The sequence below is a fragment of the Herbiconiux sp. genome (genome assembly GCF_023264895.1).
Taxonomy (GTDB): Bacteria; Actinomycetota; Actinomycetes; order Actinomycetales; family Microbacteriaceae; genus Herbiconiux.
The window spans coordinates 1-14,687 of sequence record NZ_JAHFUY010000019.1 but is presented as its reverse complement, the minus strand read 5'-3'; the positions used below and the strand labels follow the sequence as shown (position 1 = coordinate 14,687).

The 14,687-nt window shown below is 70.6% G+C and carries 14 protein-coding genes and 1 pseudogene; 5 read left to right on the top strand and 10 right to left on the bottom strand.

All coding sequences use genetic code 11. The features are described 5' to 3' along the window. Positions 1–840 (bottom strand): helix-turn-helix transcriptional regulator, encoded by an 840-nt coding sequence (locus tag Q0D57_RS02935; RefSeq protein ID WP_291037865.1) that lies wholly within the window; start codon positions 838–840, stop codon positions 1–3. A gap of 130 nt (positions 841–970) precedes the next feature. Between Q0D57_RS02935 and Q0D57_RS02930 the strand changes: the two genes are divergently transcribed. Further along, positions 971–1,930: an SDR family oxidoreductase gene (locus tag Q0D57_RS02930; protein WP_291037864.1), complete on the top strand. Its 960-nt coding sequence runs from the start codon at positions 971–973 to the stop codon at positions 1,928–1,930. On the opposite strand, the gene Q0D57_RS02925 is transcribed toward Q0D57_RS02930, so the two are convergent. Continuing rightward, a complete protein-coding gene (locus tag Q0D57_RS02925; protein WP_291037861.1) occupies positions 1,902–2,381 on the bottom strand; it encodes a MarR family transcriptional regulator in 480 nt (159 codons plus the stop codon). The two genes, Q0D57_RS02930 and Q0D57_RS02925, sit on opposite strands and share 29 nt — an antisense overlap. Before the next feature lie 131 nt (positions 2,382–2,512). On the opposite strand from Q0D57_RS02925, the gene Q0D57_RS02920 reads away from it, so the two are divergent. Next, a complete protein-coding gene (locus Q0D57_RS02920; RefSeq protein WP_291037858.1) occupies positions 2,513–3,742 on the top strand; it encodes a hypothetical protein in 1,230 nt (409 codons plus the stop codon). Between the two features lie 85 nt (positions 3,743–3,827). On the opposite strand, the gene Q0D57_RS02915 is transcribed toward Q0D57_RS02920, so the two are convergent. After that, the gene (locus Q0D57_RS02915) at positions 3,828–5,354 is read right to left on the bottom strand and encodes a Na+/H+ antiporter NhaC family protein (RefSeq protein WP_291037855.1); all 1,527 of its coding nucleotides are present in this window, start codon (positions 5,352–5,354) and stop codon (positions 3,828–3,830) included. Next, on the bottom strand, positions 5,351–6,520 hold the full coding sequence (locus Q0D57_RS02910) for an aminotransferase class V-fold PLP-dependent enzyme (RefSeq protein WP_291037852.1): 1,170 nt from the start codon (positions 6,518–6,520) through the stop codon (positions 5,351–5,353). Before Q0D57_RS02910 ends, Q0D57_RS02915 begins: the two co-directional genes overlap by 4 nt. 88 nt (positions 6,521–6,608) lie before the next feature. On the opposite strand from Q0D57_RS02910, the gene Q0D57_RS02905 reads away from it, so the two are divergent. Continuing rightward, on the top strand, positions 6,609–7,145 hold the full coding sequence (locus Q0D57_RS02905; RefSeq protein ID WP_291037849.1) for an XRE family transcriptional regulator: 537 nt from the start codon (positions 6,609–6,611) through the stop codon (positions 7,143–7,145). A gap of 13 nt (positions 7,146–7,158) precedes the next feature. Here Q0D57_RS02905 and Q0D57_RS02900 read toward each other — a convergent pair whose 3' ends face one another. The 3 genes from Q0D57_RS02900 to Q0D57_RS02890 are packed head-to-tail and all read right to left on the bottom strand — an operon-like array spanning position 7,159 to position 10,222. Then, complete coding sequence (locus Q0D57_RS02900) at positions 7,159–8,184, bottom strand: alpha/beta fold hydrolase (RefSeq protein WP_291037846.1); 1,026 nt, start codon at positions 8,182–8,184, stop codon at positions 7,159–7,161. A gap of 32 nt (positions 8,185–8,216) precedes the next feature. Next, positions 8,217–9,467, bottom strand: coding sequence for an acyl-CoA dehydrogenase family protein (locus Q0D57_RS02895; protein ID WP_291037843.1), 1,251 nt, complete (start codon positions 9,465–9,467; stop codon positions 8,217–8,219). A 47-nt stretch (positions 9,468–9,514) separates the two neighbouring features. Further along, a complete protein-coding gene (locus Q0D57_RS02890; protein WP_291037840.1) occupies positions 9,515–10,222 on the bottom strand; it encodes an SDR family NAD(P)-dependent oxidoreductase in 708 nt (235 codons plus the stop codon). Positions 10,223–10,395: 173 nt separating this feature from the next. On the opposite strand from Q0D57_RS02890, the gene Q0D57_RS02885 reads away from it, so the two are divergent. Then, entirely contained in the window at positions 10,396–11,862 is a 1,467-nt protein-coding gene (locus Q0D57_RS02885) for an amidohydrolase family protein (RefSeq protein WP_291037837.1), read from the top strand. 96 nt (positions 11,863–11,958) lie between these two features. Here the strand turns inward: Q0D57_RS02885 and Q0D57_RS02880 are convergent, their stop codons facing one another. Together Q0D57_RS02880 and Q0D57_RS02875 are read right to left on the bottom strand one after the other, a co-directional pair. After that, a complete protein-coding gene (locus Q0D57_RS02880) occupies positions 11,959–12,633 on the bottom strand; it encodes a hypothetical protein (RefSeq protein WP_291037834.1) in 675 nt (224 codons plus the stop codon). A gap of 100 nt (positions 12,634–12,733) precedes the next feature. Next, positions 12,734–13,417 (bottom strand): TetR/AcrR family transcriptional regulator, encoded by a 684-nt coding sequence (locus Q0D57_RS02875; protein ID WP_291037830.1) that lies wholly within the window; start codon positions 13,415–13,417, stop codon positions 12,734–12,736. Between the two features lie 108 nt (positions 13,418–13,525). Here Q0D57_RS02875 and Q0D57_RS02870 point away from each other — a divergent pair, with 108 nt between their 5' ends. After that, positions 13,526–14,551: an NAD(P)-dependent alcohol dehydrogenase gene (locus Q0D57_RS02870; protein WP_291037827.1), complete on the top strand. Its 1,026-nt coding sequence runs from the start codon at positions 13,526–13,528 to the stop codon at positions 14,549–14,551. An 11-nt stretch (positions 14,552–14,562) separates the two neighbouring features. On the opposite strand, the pseudogene Q0D57_RS02865 reads toward Q0D57_RS02870, so the two are convergent. After that, positions 14,563–14,687 (bottom strand): annotated as a pseudogene (locus Q0D57_RS02865) (IS481 family transposase); the annotation flags it as partial.

Genomic DNA, 14,687 nt, shown 5'->3' with positions numbered 1-14,687 from the left:
TCAGGCCAGGGGCTGTGCGCCGAGCACCGCGAGCAGCTGCAGCTTCTCGTGCGACTCGGAGCCCGGAGTGGCGGTGTAGACGAGCAGCGAGTGCGACTGCACCGGGTCGAGCAGGCTCTGGCAGGTGAGCTCGAGGTCGCCCAGCTCGGGATGCACGAAGTGCTTGGTCTCGTGCGGGCGGAGCCCCACCTCGTGCTCGTCCCACAGCTCCCGGAACTCCGCGCTCCGCTCGAGCAGGTCGTCGCACAGCGTCGCCGCGCGGGACGGACGGCCGCGGCGGCCGAGCACCTCGCGGATCCCCGAGACCCACAGCCGGGAGAGGTACTCGTGCTCGTCGGCCCGGTACAGCGAGCGGCTGGCGGGATCGGCGAACCAGCGGTAGCCGATGCTGCGCATCGAGCCGGGGAGGGCCGCCATGTCCCCCGTGAGCGCGACACCGAGCGGGGTCTGCCGGAGCGTCTCCCCCAGCTCCGTGACGATCTCGGCCGGGGTGTCGTGCAGGCGGTCGAGCACGCGCAGGAGTCCGGGGCTGATGTGGTCGGCCGAGACCCCGCGCGCCGGAGGGCGGTGTCCCGCCAGCGCGAAGAGGTGGTCGCGCTCGTCGACCGTGAGGTGCAGCCCCTGCGCGATCGAGGCGATCATCTGCTCCGACGGCTGCGGGCCGGTGCCCCGCTCGATCCTGGCGTAGTAGTCGGGCGACATGTGGCAGAGCGCCGCCACCTCCTCCCGGCGCAGCCCGCTCGTGCGGCGCCTCGGCCCGCGCGGCAGCCCCACGTCCTCCGGCTGCAGCGCCTGCCGCCGCCGCAGCAGGAACCCGGCCATCCCCTCGCGATCGATCACGCTCGAACCGCCCTCCTCGTCGACTCCTTTCTACCGGAGCCGTGGCATCCCGAGCAGTGACCTGACGAGTCCTGGATGCGGATCCGCCGATGCCGGAGGCTCAGGGGACACCAGACCTCAGGAGCCGCACATGCCTCGCACCACGACCGACCACCCCCGCTTCGACATCCCGATGCCCGACCTCACGGGGCGCCGCGCCGTGCTCACGGGCGGCAGCGACGGCATCGGCCTCAGGATCGCCGCACGCCTCGCCGCCGCGGGCGCCGAGCTCGTGCTGCCGGTGCGCAGCCCGCAGAAGGGCGAGGCGGCCCTGGCGCGCATCCGTGAACAGGCTCCGGATGCGACGGTGTCGCTCCGCTCGCTCGACCTGTCGTCGCTCGCGTCGGTCGCGGCCCTCGGCGAGGCGCTGCTCGACGAGGGCGCGCCGATCCACCTTCTCGTGAACAACGCCGGGGTCATGACGCCGCCTTCGCTGCAGCGCACCGCCGACGGCTTCGAGTCGCAGTTCGGCACCAACCACCTCGGCCACGTCGCCCTCGTGGCTCACCTGCTGCCGCTGCTGCGGGCCGGGACGGCGCGCGTGACCTCGCAGATCAGCGTCGCGGCGAACAGCTACGCCATCAACTGGGACGACCTCGCCTGGGAGCGCTCGTACCACGGCGGACGCGCCTACAGCCAGTCGAAGATCGCCTTCGGGCTCTTCGGGCTCGAGCTCGAGCGCCGGAGCACCGAGCTCGGCTGGGGCATCTCGAGCAACCTCGCGCACCCGGGCGTCGCCCCCACGAGCCTGCTCGCGGCGCGGCCCGAGCTCGGGCGGAGCGCCGACACCCGGAGCGTCCGGGTGATCCGGTGGCTCTCGGCCAGGGGCATCCTGCTCGGCACGCCCGAGTCGGCGGCGCTGCCGGCGCTCTACGCCGCCACGTCGCCCGACGCCGTGGGCGGCCGGCTCTACGGCCCAAAGGGGCCAGGTCACCTCGGTGGCGCCCCCGCGGAGCAGCCGCTCTACTCGCGACTGACGGGGCTCGAGGAGGCCCGTCGGGTGTGGGAGGTGTCGGAGGAGCTCACGGGCGTGGGCTTTCCGACGAGCTAGCCGCGGTTCCCCTGGCGAGCGCCTCCGCGATCTCGCCGAGCACCTCGGCCGCGATCGCGAGCCGCTCGTCCGAGGCCGTCGAGAGCGGCTCGAGGTGCTCGGCCCAGACCTGGCGGTAGCCCTCGAGGTTCGTGCGGGCGGTGACCGTGGGGTAGACCCGCACCTCCCGGCCGTCGCCCGCCGCCGAGCGCTTCTCGGCCAGGCCCTTCTCCACGAGGGCCGCGATCCGGGCGCTCGTGTTGCTCTTGTGCTGACCGAAGGCGCGCGCGATCTCGGTCACGGTCGTGCCCGGCTCCTCCATCAGGATGCGCATGATGTCGGCCTCGGAGCGCGTGATGTGGATGAGGCCCGCGTGCGGCACGGTGACCTCGCGCTGGAGGTAGCGGAAGGAATCGATCACGGACTGGCCGATCTCGCCGAGGAGCTCGGAACGGGGCGGGGTGCCGGTCATCGAAGCAGTGTAACGCGCAGTCGAACAGGTGCTTGCAGGACGAGCCGGACATCCATATAGTTATAACTACTATAAATACCGAGTCTCGGCCGCGCGCCGGAACCGCAATGACGCGAATCGGAGACGCACGCATGTCGCTACTGCAAGACACCCCGGTCACGGACTCCCCCACGGCCGACGACCTCGTCGCCTACGCCAGGGGGCTGCGCGACCGCCTCCGCGAACTCCAGCCCGAGCACGCGAAGCTCGGCACCTACTCCCAGGAGATCCACGACGCCTTCGTGGCCGGCCGGCTCTACGACATCCTGCGCCCCAAGAAGTACGGCGGGCTCGAGCTCGGGCTCGAGACCTACTTCAAGGTGGCCGTCGAGATCTCGCGCGGCGACCCCGGCGTGGGCTGGTCGTGGGAGCTCGGCTCGAGCCACGCCTACCAGTTCGCCTCGCACTTCCCCGAGCGCGCCCAGGAGGAGGCGTTCGCCGCCGAGCCCTTCATCTCGGCCTCGCGCGCGTTCCCGCAGAAGGCCACGGTCACCCTCGTCGAGGGCGGCTACCGGCTCTCCGGTCGCTGGGACTACAACTCGGGCTGCACCTTCAGCACGCACTTCATGCCGGTCGCGTTCGTGGAGCAGGCCGACGGCTCGAAGAAGCCGTTCATGTTCATCCTGCCCCGCGAGGACTTCACGATCATCGACGACTGGGGCGAGGGCCGCACCATCGGCCTGCACGCCTCGTCGTCGAACTCGATCGAGATCGACGACGCGTTCGTGGCCTCCTACAACGCGGTGCCCTTCAACTTCAAGGACATCGAGTGGGGTGCCGACGGAACGCCCGGCTACCAGCTGCACGAGAACCCGCTCTACCTCGGCCGCACCTCGTCGATCTTCATCGCCGGCCTCACGCAGACGATGGTGGGCTGCGCGCTCGCCTGCATGGACGAGTACGAGCGACTGATGGACCGCGGATCGAGCTTCCCGCCGCGCATCCCGCGGAGCGAGTCGCCCGAGTACCAGCTCTGGTACGGCAAGGTCGTGTCGCTCGCGGAGGCCTCCGAGGCCCTGCTGCTGGCCGCCGTGCGCGAGTTCGCCGAGCGCAACCAGGCCTGGGTCGACGGCGGGCCGGAGTTCACCACGCGCGACGACGTGCGCATCCGGGGCCAGATCGTGCAGGCCGCCCGGCTCTCGCAGGAGGCCATCGACGTGGCGTTCTCGACCGCGGGCACCACCTCGGCCGGCCTCGCGGGCACCAAGCTCGGCAAGTACTACCTGGATGCGGCGATGTACCGCACCCACATCGGCGCCCAGCACGACGTGCTGCTCGCCTCGCTCGGCCGCGTGCTGCTCGGCCAGCCGCTCACGATGTAGCCCCGCACGCACGCGATCCGTCAGTTCGTGCCGCTCCCGCTCTCGGGTGGCGGCACGAACTGACGGATCGCGACGGCGGTCTGCTCTAGCTCAGCGGAGCTACGGGCGTGCGGCTCTCGGCGCCCCCCTCACCCTCGAAGCGGCGGCCCCAGCCGGTGATCACCGAGATGGCGATCACGAGCGTGAGTGCGAGCGGGTAGAAGGCGCCGAGGAAGATGGCGGGCGCCGCGACCTCGGGCACCCCCTCGTGGCCCTGGGTGAGCAGGCTCGCGATCAGCAGGAACGAGCTGACGATCGGCACGACCGAGCCGAGACCGAGGGTGAAGCCCTCCATCACGTTGGCCCGGCGGTAGGGGTGGAGCCCGGCCGCCGCCCCGATCCGGTCGGCCACGGGACCGAACATGATCATCGAGGGCCCGTTGACGCCCGCGAAGACGGTCGCCGTGGCGAGCGCGCCGAGGCCGATCACGACCTCCGCTCCGCGCGGGGTCCTGGCGAACGCCGAGCGGCTCGCCGCGTTCACGATCGCGTCGAAGATGCCGGCCTCCTGCAGCACACCGATCATGCCGAAGATCACGATGCCGAGCCCGATAAGCGGGATGATGTCGGCGATGCCCGCCACGAGGAAGCCGCCGGGGGTGCCGTCGTCGTTCGCCGAGATGACGTCGGAGAAGTCGATCAGCCCGGTCAGCAGGGCGAGCAGCGTGCCCGAGAGGAGTCCGACGGTCGTGGCGAGGAAGATGTCGCGCTTCCAGAACGCCGTGAACAGCAGCAGCGCGATCGGGATCAGCATGATCAGCGGGAGCGGGCCGGCCCCGGTGGCGTCGATGATGTCGGATGCGCTCATGTCGGTGCCGGGCGAGACCGCCGAGCCGATCACGAGGAACAGGATGGCGCTGACCGCCGCGGCCGGCAGCGCGAACTTCGCCCTGGCCCGCACGACGCCGCCGATCTCGGCGGTGCCGACCTTGCGACGGTAGCGCTGGGTCGAGGCCGAGACGATCGTGGAGTCGGAGATCGGTGCCAGGCTGTCGCCGAAGAGCGCACCCGAGAGGATGGCTCCGGCGAGCAGCAGCGGATCCGCCCCGAGCAGCACGCCGGCCGGGTAGAAGATCGGGAACGCGGTGAAGAGCGTGCCGATCGACGAACCGGTCGACATCGAGATGGCACACGTCATCAGGAAGATGACGGCGATGAAGACGCCGCCGCTCACCCCGAGGGTGCTCGCGAGCCAGACGAAGCCGCCCGAGACGTCGGTGGCGGTGATGAGCGCCGACATGAGGCTCACCGTGAGCAGGATCAGCAGCAGCGTGATCGAGGGGCGCGATGAGACACCCGAGATCACCGCGTCCCAGAACCGGCTGTACTTGCGCGAGAACAGCGCCGCGATGATGAGGCCCGCGAGCCCCGAGGCGGTGAGGGCGTTCATGTCGAACACGGCGAAGATCACGAAGTAGGCGATCACGCCGATCAGGAAGACGAAGGGCGCGATGAGGGCGCCGAGCATCCCGATGCGGAACGTCAGGGGCCCTTGGTCTGCCGCCTGAACGGCGCCGTCCGTCCGGGCTGTGCCGTCCGTCTGGGCGGCGGCTGCGGCTTTGCCGTCGGTCATGATGCGTCCTTCCCGTGGCGCGCGGCGGCGATGGCCTCGAGGGCGGCCTGCACGTCGGCTTCGGTGTTGTAGTAGTGCAGCGACAGCCGCAGCAGGCGGCTGCGAGGAGCCGACATGACGCGGCGCTCGTGGATGGCGGTGGACAGGGCCACCGGGTCGTCGTCGTAGAGCGCCACCTGGGGCCCACGGCGCGCCGCCGAGGACGGGCGGCTGAGCTCGACCCCGAGCTCGGTGAGCCCGTCGGCCAGGAGATCGGTGAGCCGCACGACGTGCGCCCAGCCGGCCTCCTGGTCGATCGACTCCAGCAGGGTGAGGCCGGCACCGGCGGCGTACACCGCGGGGACGGCCGGCGTTCCGCTCTCGAAGCGGCGGGCGGTCTCGGGGTAGTCGACGAGCGCGGGGTCGAAGGCGAAGGGGTCGACCCGGCCGAACCAGCCGGTGAGCTCCGGCACCCGCTCGCTCGTGATGCCGCCGCGCACGTAGAGGAACGCGACGCCGGCGAGCCCGAGCATGTACTTCAGCGATCCGGTCGTGAGGTAGTCGCAGTCGAGCGCCTTCACGTCGATGGGCACGACGCCCGCGCCCTGGTAGGCGTCGACGAACACCCGGGCGCCCGCCGCGTGGGCGAGCTCGGTGATGGCGGCCACGTCGGCGCGCGATCCGTCGTGGTAGCTCACGAGAGGCACCGACACGAGCCTGACCCCCTCGTCGATGAGGGGCGCCCACGCGTCGGCCTCGAGCGCGGCGATGCGGTCGTCGATCGAGCGGATCTCGGCCCCGTTGGCCTGCTGGGCCCGCAGCACGTGACCGACCGAGGGGAACTCCAGGTTCGAGGTGAGGATGGCGCCGCCCTTCGACCAGTCGAAGCTCGAGACCATCTGGTAGGCGCCCTCGGAGGCCGACGGCACGATCGCGATCTCGTCGGGCGAGGCGTTGATGAAGGCCGCGATGCGCACGCGCAGGGACTCCACCTCGTCCATCCAGAGGCCCCAGGGGGCCGCGGAGTCGGTGATGGAGTCGGTGACCGCGGTCAGCGAGGCGGAGAGCTGGTTCGAGAGCGCGCCCTGGCTGCAGCTGGCCAGGTGCACCATGTTCGTCAGGGGTGGGAAGTTCGCTCGGAAGTCCTCGGCCGAGAAGGGCGTCGAGGAGGGATGCGTCGTCGTCATGCGGGCGACTCTAATGCCGATCGTCACCTGGATGAAAGAGAGTTAACGTGATTGAAACTTATTGCGGCGTCGCCCCTAGGATTCCATCATGAGCTTCCGAATCCGCGAGATCCGAGCCCAGCGCGGCCTCACAGTGGCGCAGCTGGCCGGATCGGCGGGCGTCTCGAGCGGCCTGATCAGCCAGGTGGAGCGGGGGCTCGCCGACCCGAGCCTCGAGACCCTGCGCCAGATCGCCCGGGTGCTCGAGGTGCCCCTCTTCGAGCTCTTCGTCGACGAGGAGGAGTCGAGCCGGGTGGCCGTGATGCGCAAGGGCGAGCACATCGAGATCACCACCCCGGCGACCTCGATCACCTACACGCGCCTGTCGAAGGCGCGCGGAACGATCGAGGTGCTGCAGGGCGACATCGCCCCGGGGGGTGAATCGAGCACCGAGCCGCGCAGCCACGCCGCGGAGGAGTGCATCGTGGTGGTGGCGGGAACGCTCTCGATCGACGTCGACGGCTCGACCGTCGTGCTCGAAGCGGGGGACAGCTGCCACTACGACTCGCGGCTGCCCCACCGCCTCTTCAACGACAGCGAGGAGAAGGCGACCTACATCGTCGCCATCACCCCGCCGAGCTACTGACTCCCGTCAGCGCTCACGCGATGCGCGCGATCCACTCCAGGATCGGCACGATCGCCTCGTCGGAGTTCTTCTCCAGCATCATCGCGTGACCGTTGCCGCGCGCGCCGTGCTCGCCGAGGTTCAGGAACTCGGCGCTGCCGCCGGCGGCGTTGACGTAGTCGACCATGAGCGGCGCCCAGGCCGTGAACGGCGAGGTCTCCCCCACCACCACGACCACCGGCAGATCCTTCAGCGCCGGGAGCGTGTGGCTGCCCGGGTTCTCGGTCACGGCGGCCTCGAGGGCCGCCGCGTCCGCCACGGGCGGGTCGTAGGTGAGCGGCGCCGCCGCGATCCCCCAGTCGAGCCGGGTGCCGGGGCCGAACTCGTGGAACGGCGGGCCCATCGGCTCGATCGCCACGTGCGCCTTCACGAGCTCGGGCCGCGCATCGGCCACGAGCCAGCCCGTGGGCCCGCCCGCGGAGTGCGTCACGAGCACCGCGGGGCCGATCCGGTCGAGCAGCCGGCTGATCCGGTCCTGGTCCATGCGGTGCGACTCCGCGAGGTCGGCGGGGAGGAAGCCCATGCCGGAGATGAGCTGGTCGAGCATCGGATCGCCGATGCCGCCCGACCAGAGCGACTGGTCGTGCCCCTCGATCTCGGTGTCGAACAGGCCCATCGCCATCTCGTAGCTGAACTGGGCGCCCGGGGTGCCCACGACATCCGGATGCGCCCAGGAGCGACCGTGCGCCGGCCGGTCGACGAGGTACACGAGGTAGCCGGCGTCGACGAACTTGTCCGACCAGCCGGGGCGGCCGTCGGGGGTGCCGCGCCAGTCGGTGATCTGGCCGCCGCCGCCGTGCACGAGCACGAGCGGATACGGCCGGGTGATCTCCTCGGGCGCCTCCCACTCCACGAACAGGGGGGCGCGCTGCACGGTGCCGCGCTCGCTCTCGACCCGCTCGCCCGCGATCCAGAAGTGCCCGCGGCGGACGGCCCGCACGGGGTAGTGCTCGAACTCCTCGGGGAGCGCCGCCACGCGGCCTTCGGCGATGTCGGTCACTGTTCCTCCGTCGGTCACAGCTGCTCCGTCGGTCACATCTGGCCCAGGGCCTGGCGGGCGATCAGCTGGAACGTCGCGTCCCGCAGCTGCGGGTTGCGGTGCCCGGCGGCCTGAGCCATGTCGCGGAAGATCTGCTCGAACCGCTCGCCCTTCTTCGAGGCCGAGGCGCCGATGGTGCGGTAGAGGTCGCGCTCCACGACCTCCCAGGTCTGGATGATGACCTCGCGGCCGATGGCACCGAGGATGGCGTCGGTCTCCTGCGAGAACGGCGCGATGCCGGCCACGTTGTCGGCCGCCGCGTCCTGCCACATCTCGAGCGCCTTGTAGGTGGCCGCCTCGTTCATGGCGAGCTTCGCGATGGCGCCGCCGTAGTAGCGCAGGAAGTCGGGGTCCTGGCTGCGCATCACGAAGGGCGGGATGGTCGTCTTCCGCGTGGTCATGAGGGCGCCGAACTCGTCGAGGGCACCGTAGGCGCCGCCGAGGCAGAGCGCGGCGAGGGCGAGGCCGAACGAGCTCATGTGGCGTGCCGAGTACATCGAGTTGCCGTAGGCCGCCGATCCGGGGCTGTCGCCGTCGAAGGCGTAGTCCATGAGGTCGGCGTCCTCCACCAGGAAGCGCTCGGGCAGGAAGGTGCCGTCGAAGCGGATGCTGTTCGAGCCCGACGAGCTCAGGCCGATCATGTTGCCCCAGTCGTCGAGGATCTCGAACGTCTCCTTGGGCGCGATGTAGAGGCCGAGCCGGGGGCCGCCCTTCTCGGTCTTGCCGGGCAGGATGCACTGACCGAGGAAGTAGGTCGACCACGGGATGCCGGAGCAGAAGTTGACGACGCCGTTGAGCTCCCAGCCGCCCTCGACGGGCGTGGCCTTCACGGTGGGCGCGTACATCGACGCGGCCCGGAAGTCGCCGCCGGCATAGACCTCGGCGTGGATCTCCTCGGGGAACCAGTTGGCGAACATGAGGGCGTGGTTGGCCGAGAGGCAGAAGCTCCAGGCGATGCCCATGTCGGCGCGCGCGATCTCCTGCACGACCTTGAAGAACGTCACGGGCGGCACCTCGAGCCCACCGTGGGCACGCGGGATGTACATCCCGTAGAAGCCCTCCTCGTCGAACCGGCGGTGCAGGCCCTCGGGGATGTGGGTGACCTCCTGGCCCTCGGCCGAGTAGGAGATGATCTCGTCCCGCATCGCCCGGGCGGCCGCGACGAGCCGCTTCTCGAGCGCGGCGGGATCCTCGTGGGGCGTGGCCTCGGCCTGGCTGGGCCGGGCCTCCTCGGTGATCGTCATCGTGCGTTCCTTTCGTCGTTGAAAAGGCACCCGGAGGGGGTGTCGGGTCAGGTGATCGACCAGCCGCGGTCGACGTAGAGGTTGACGGCCGAGACGCCGCGGTTGCGCAGCAGGAACTGCGTCGCGTCGACGACGTCGGCCATGGTGGCGAGCTTGCCGCCGGGGGTGCGGCTCTCGTAGCCGACGAGCACACCCTCGGGCTTGGTCGCCCAGAACGGGCTGTCGCCGATGATGCCGGGGTGCAGGGCGTTGACACGGATGGGGGCGAGCTCGAGGGCGAGCGTGTTCACGAGCCCCATCACGCCTCCGTTGATGGAGGAGACGGTGGTCGAACCCGGGTACGGCAGGTCTTTGGCGCGGCCGCCGAAGAGCACGATGCCGGTGTCGACCGTGGGGTCGAGGCGGTCGAGCAGGGCATGGACGGTCTCGGTGTACCCCACGAGCTTGAGGGTCACGAGGCGGATGGCCCGCTCGATGTCGTAGTCGCGGATGGTGTTCTGGTCGCGCTCGATGGCGGCGAGCACGAGGCCGTGGGCCTGACCCACGGGCTTCAGCTGCTCGGCGATCGAGCGGGGTTCGGAGATGTCGAGCGCGATGCCCGTGGCCTTCGGGCCGAGCGAGGCGGCGATCTCCTCGGTGCGGGACTGGTCGCGGCCGGTGATCACGACGCTGTCGCCGCGATCGATGCAGTCCTTCGCGAGCTCCAGGCCGATGCCCGAGGTCCCCCCGACGACCACGATGGTTCTGTCGCTCACTTCAACCAGCCCTTCATTGCGCTTGTGTTCGTTGTACATACTATAACTAGTTGCTTCGGATTGTCTGTCAAACTTTGTCTGACAATAGTGCCAAGCTCTACTGGACAACCTGTGCAGTAGAACTTAATCTGAACGCAGCAGTGAAACGCAAGTCAAGGAGGATGAGCGCCCACATGTCCAGCACCCCCACACCCCGGCCCGATCAGCCCATCGTGTTCCGGAACGGGATCGTCCTCACCATGGACGACGCCCACACCGTCATCCCGAACGGTGACGTCCTGGTGATCGACGGGAAGATCGCCGATGTCGGCGTCGACCTCGCCGCTCCCGACGGAGCCTTCGAGATCGACGCCAAGGGCGGCATCCTGCTGCCCGGCATGGTCGACACGCACCGCCACATGTGGCAGTCCGCCATGCGCGGCTACGGCGCCGACTGGACCCTGACGCAGTACTTCGTCTGGTACTACCTCGAGCACGGCATGAAGTTCCGCCCGCAGGACGTCGCGGCCGGCAACCTCATCTCGGCGCTGGACGCCGTGGAGTCGGGAGTCACGACGAGCGTCGACTGGTCGCACGGGCTGCGCACGCCCGACCACGGCGAGGCGGCTCTCGAAGCCCTCGCCGACTCCCCCGGCCGCTTCGTGCTCGCCTACGGCAACCTCGCCGCGGCCCCCTGGGAGTGGACGCAGGACCCGGAGGTGCGCCGACTCGTCGAGCGCGCCCGCGACGACTCGCGCCTGTTCGGCGCGCAGCTCGCCTTCGACGTGCCGGCCGCCGAGGAGGAATTCCTCGAGAAGGCCGCCTTCGAGGCCGCTCGCGACCTCGGCGTGGGCGTCACCACCCATGTGGGCGTCTGGGGCGCCACCAACGACAACGGCGTGCGCCGGATGTACGAGAACAAGGTCATGGATCCCGGCACCGTCTACGTGCACGCCGCGAGCCTCAACGACGAGTCGTACCAGATGATCGCGGGCACGGGTGGCACCGTCTCGCTCTCCACCGAGAGCGAGCAGACCTGCGGCCAGGGCTACCCGCCGGCGCACGCGCTCCGTCGCCACGGCATCCAGGCCTCGCTCTCGGTCGACACGAGCGTGTGGTTCAGCGCCGACATGTTCGCCGCGATGCGCTCGACCATCGGCGCCGACCGCTCGCTCGAGCACCTGCTCGCGCACGAGAAGAACGAGACCGTCACGCATGCCGTGCTGCGCGTGGAGGACGTGGTCGACTGGGCCACCCGCGGCGGCGCGAAGGCGCTCGGCAAGTGGGACCAGATCGGCAGCCTCGAGAAGGGCAAGCTCGCCGACATCGTGCTCATCAAGAACGACGACTCGCCCACGATGACGCCGATCCTGAACCCCTACGGTCACGTGGTCTACCAGGCCGGCCGCGGCGACGTGCACACCGTGCTCGTGGGCGGCAAGGCGGTCAAGTTCGACGGCAAGCTCACCGGCGGCGAGCTGCCCTCGGTGCGCGCGAAGCTCGAGGACACCGTCTCGTACCTGCAGGGCGAGCTCGGCGACGACACCTGGAAGTCGGGCATGAACCCCGAGATCCCCGAGGTCGAGATCCTCACGAACCCGTACCAGTACCTCAAGGACGAGGCGGACCAGCCGGCCGCCGCGCACGCGCACAAGCACTAGACCAGCGCTTCACCACGGATGGCGGATGCCCCGCCCGGGAGACCGGGTGCGGCATCCGCCATCTGTCGTCTGTGCCTATTGCTCGCGGCCTCGGGCTCAGGCGACGATGGCGAGCAGCTCGTCGAGCGAGCGGATGACGTGGGCGGCGCCGGCGGAGCGCAGCGCCTCGCAGTCGGGGTGCTCGTCGGGCACCGAGGCCGCCACCCCCACCGGGGTGTAGCCGGCCGCCGAGGCCGAGCGGATGTCGTCGGGCGAGTCGCCCACGAAGAACGCCAGCGGGCGGATCGGCCGGTGGCGAAGGAGCATGCCGTAGGTGTCCGACACGGCCGCGTCGATCGAGTTCCAGACGGGCGGCACGGCGAGCGAGCGCTGGTCGAAGCGCACGGCCGCCGGCGAGGATCCGGAGACGACCCCGAGCCACGCACCCCCGCCTCGCAGGGCGCCGAGGCACTCGACGGCGCCCTCCCGGAGGTGAGCCCGCACCTCGGCGAGCTCGGCCATCCACTCCTCCTCGGCGGCGGCTCGGTCGTCCTCGGCGAGGCCCAGCCGCTCGAACAGCTCGGCGAGCGGCAGCCGGAAGCGCACGGCGAACTCGGCCTCGCCGAGGCAGGGCAGGCCCCGGCGGGCGAGCACGAGGTTGAGCGCGGCCCTCGCGCGATCGGCGTCGACCACGATCGTGCCGTTCCAGGCGAACATCACCATCGTCTCGGAGAGCGGGCCCGCGGGCGCGCTCGAGCGGGTCGCCTGCACCCGCCCGGTTCCCGCACCCATGGAGCAATCCTCGACGGCCACGGCGGCCGGCCGGCGGCACCCCGCCCCACGGGAGGGTGAACGGCGGGTGAAGAAGCGGTGCCCGGTGAGGTCGGTGCGGTCAGTGCGCGCTGGTCTCGCGGGCGTGCTGCAGTTCGAGCTGGTCGAGGATGAGGGCGAGCCCGTAGCCGAACTCGTCGGCGAAGGCGAAGTCCTGGCCCACCACCATGACCGCGAGGTACTCGGCGAGAAAGGGGTACTGCTCGAGCGGCACCCCGATCTCCTCGACGAACTCGTCGGTGCGCTCCCCCTCCTCGATCGGGAGGTTCTGCTCGGTGAGCGCGAAGCCGTAGACGTAGGAGTCGATGGCGGCGAACGCGTGCGCGGCGAGCGGCACCGACAGCCCGCTCGTGCGGAGGCACGCGAGCACTGCCTCGTGATCGCCGAGGATCGTGGGCCCGGGCGATCGGCGGGCCTCCACGAGCGTGAGCGCCCACGGATGGGCGGTGAGCACGCTCCTCAACGATCCGGCCCGCACCTCCATGGCCTCGCGCCAGGGGTCGTGACGGCCCGGCACGATGACCTCGGCGAAGATCCAGTCGGCCAGCGCGTCGAGCAGGTCGCCCTTGTTCCGCACGTGGTGGTAGAGCGACATCGCCTCGACGCCCGCCTCGCGGCCGACGTTGCGCATGCTCACGGCCGACAGGCCGCCCCGGTCGGCCACGGCGACGGCGGCCTCGAGGATGCGTTCTCGGGTGAGCGCAGGACGGTCCTTCACGAGCTCGACCTCCTCACCCTGCTTCACGCTGCGACGTCGACGGTCGACAGTCGACCGTTGGCCGTCGGCCGCTTGCGCTTCTTACAGGTGTAAGGATACTCTCCTCGAACAGGCTTACAGGTGTAAGGAGACGTCATGCGGGCTGCGGTCAACACGGAGTACGGCGACCCCGAGGTGGTTCGGGTCACCGAGATCGAGCGGCCGGTGCCGGGGCCCGGCGAGGTGCTCGTGCGGGTGCACTCCGCCGCGGTCACGGCCGCCGACTCGAGGCTGCGCGCCGCACGGTTCCCGGGCGGCTTCGGGCCCATCGGGCGGCTCGCGCTCGGCCTCCGACGGCCACGCCGGACGGTGCTCGGCAACTGCGTCTCGGGTGTGGTCGAGGCGATCGGGGGCGAGAGCCCGGGGGCCGGCGGAGCACGTCTCCGCGTGGGGCAGGAGGTCGCGGGCATGACCGGGGCCCGGATGGGCGCCCACGCCGAGTTCGCGCTCGCGAAGGCGACGCGGTTCGTGCCCAAGCCCGCGGGCGTCTCGCACGACCAGGCGGCGGGCGTGCTCTTCGGCGGCTCGACCGCCGTGCACTACCTGCGCGAGAAGGGGCGGCTCGCTCCCGGATCCTCGGTGCTCGTGGTGGGGGCATCCGGAGCCGTCGGCACGAACGCGGTGCAGCTCGCGGCGCACCTCGGCGCGCGGGTGACCGCCGTCACGAGCGGCGCCAACGCCGGGCTCGCGGAGCGGCTCGGGGCCTCCACGGTCATCGACCACTCCGCACCGGGCACGCCCCCCGCCTCCAGCGGACACGGACACAGGCACGGACGCGGACACGGACACAGCCACGTGCCCTACGGGCTCGCCGAGCGCTTCGACCTCGTGCTCGACACCGTGGGCGTGCTCTCGCCGGCGAGCGGCCGGCGGCTCCTCACCGAGCGCGGCGTGCTGCTGCTCGCCGTGGCCGACCTGGGGCAGACGCTCCGCTCGGTGGGCCGGGTGAAGAGCGGGCCGGCGCCGGAGAAGCCCGAGGTGTTCGCCGAGCTGCTCGAGCTCGTCGACCGCGGGCTGCTCGAGGTGGTCGTGGAGTCGGTGCATCCGCTCGACGACATCGTGGCCGCCCACCGCCGCGTGGACTCGGGGCGGAAGGTGGGGAACATCCTCGTGCACCCCTGACGCAGGGCGAGCTAGCTGTGATGCCCAGGTAGGTTGTTGAGTCTGCTGATGGGTGGGGCTCCGATTGCGGAGTGGAATCTGTGTTGATTGTAGAAGTGCAGCCAACTCGGGAGTGCTTCACGGCGTTCAGTTTCTG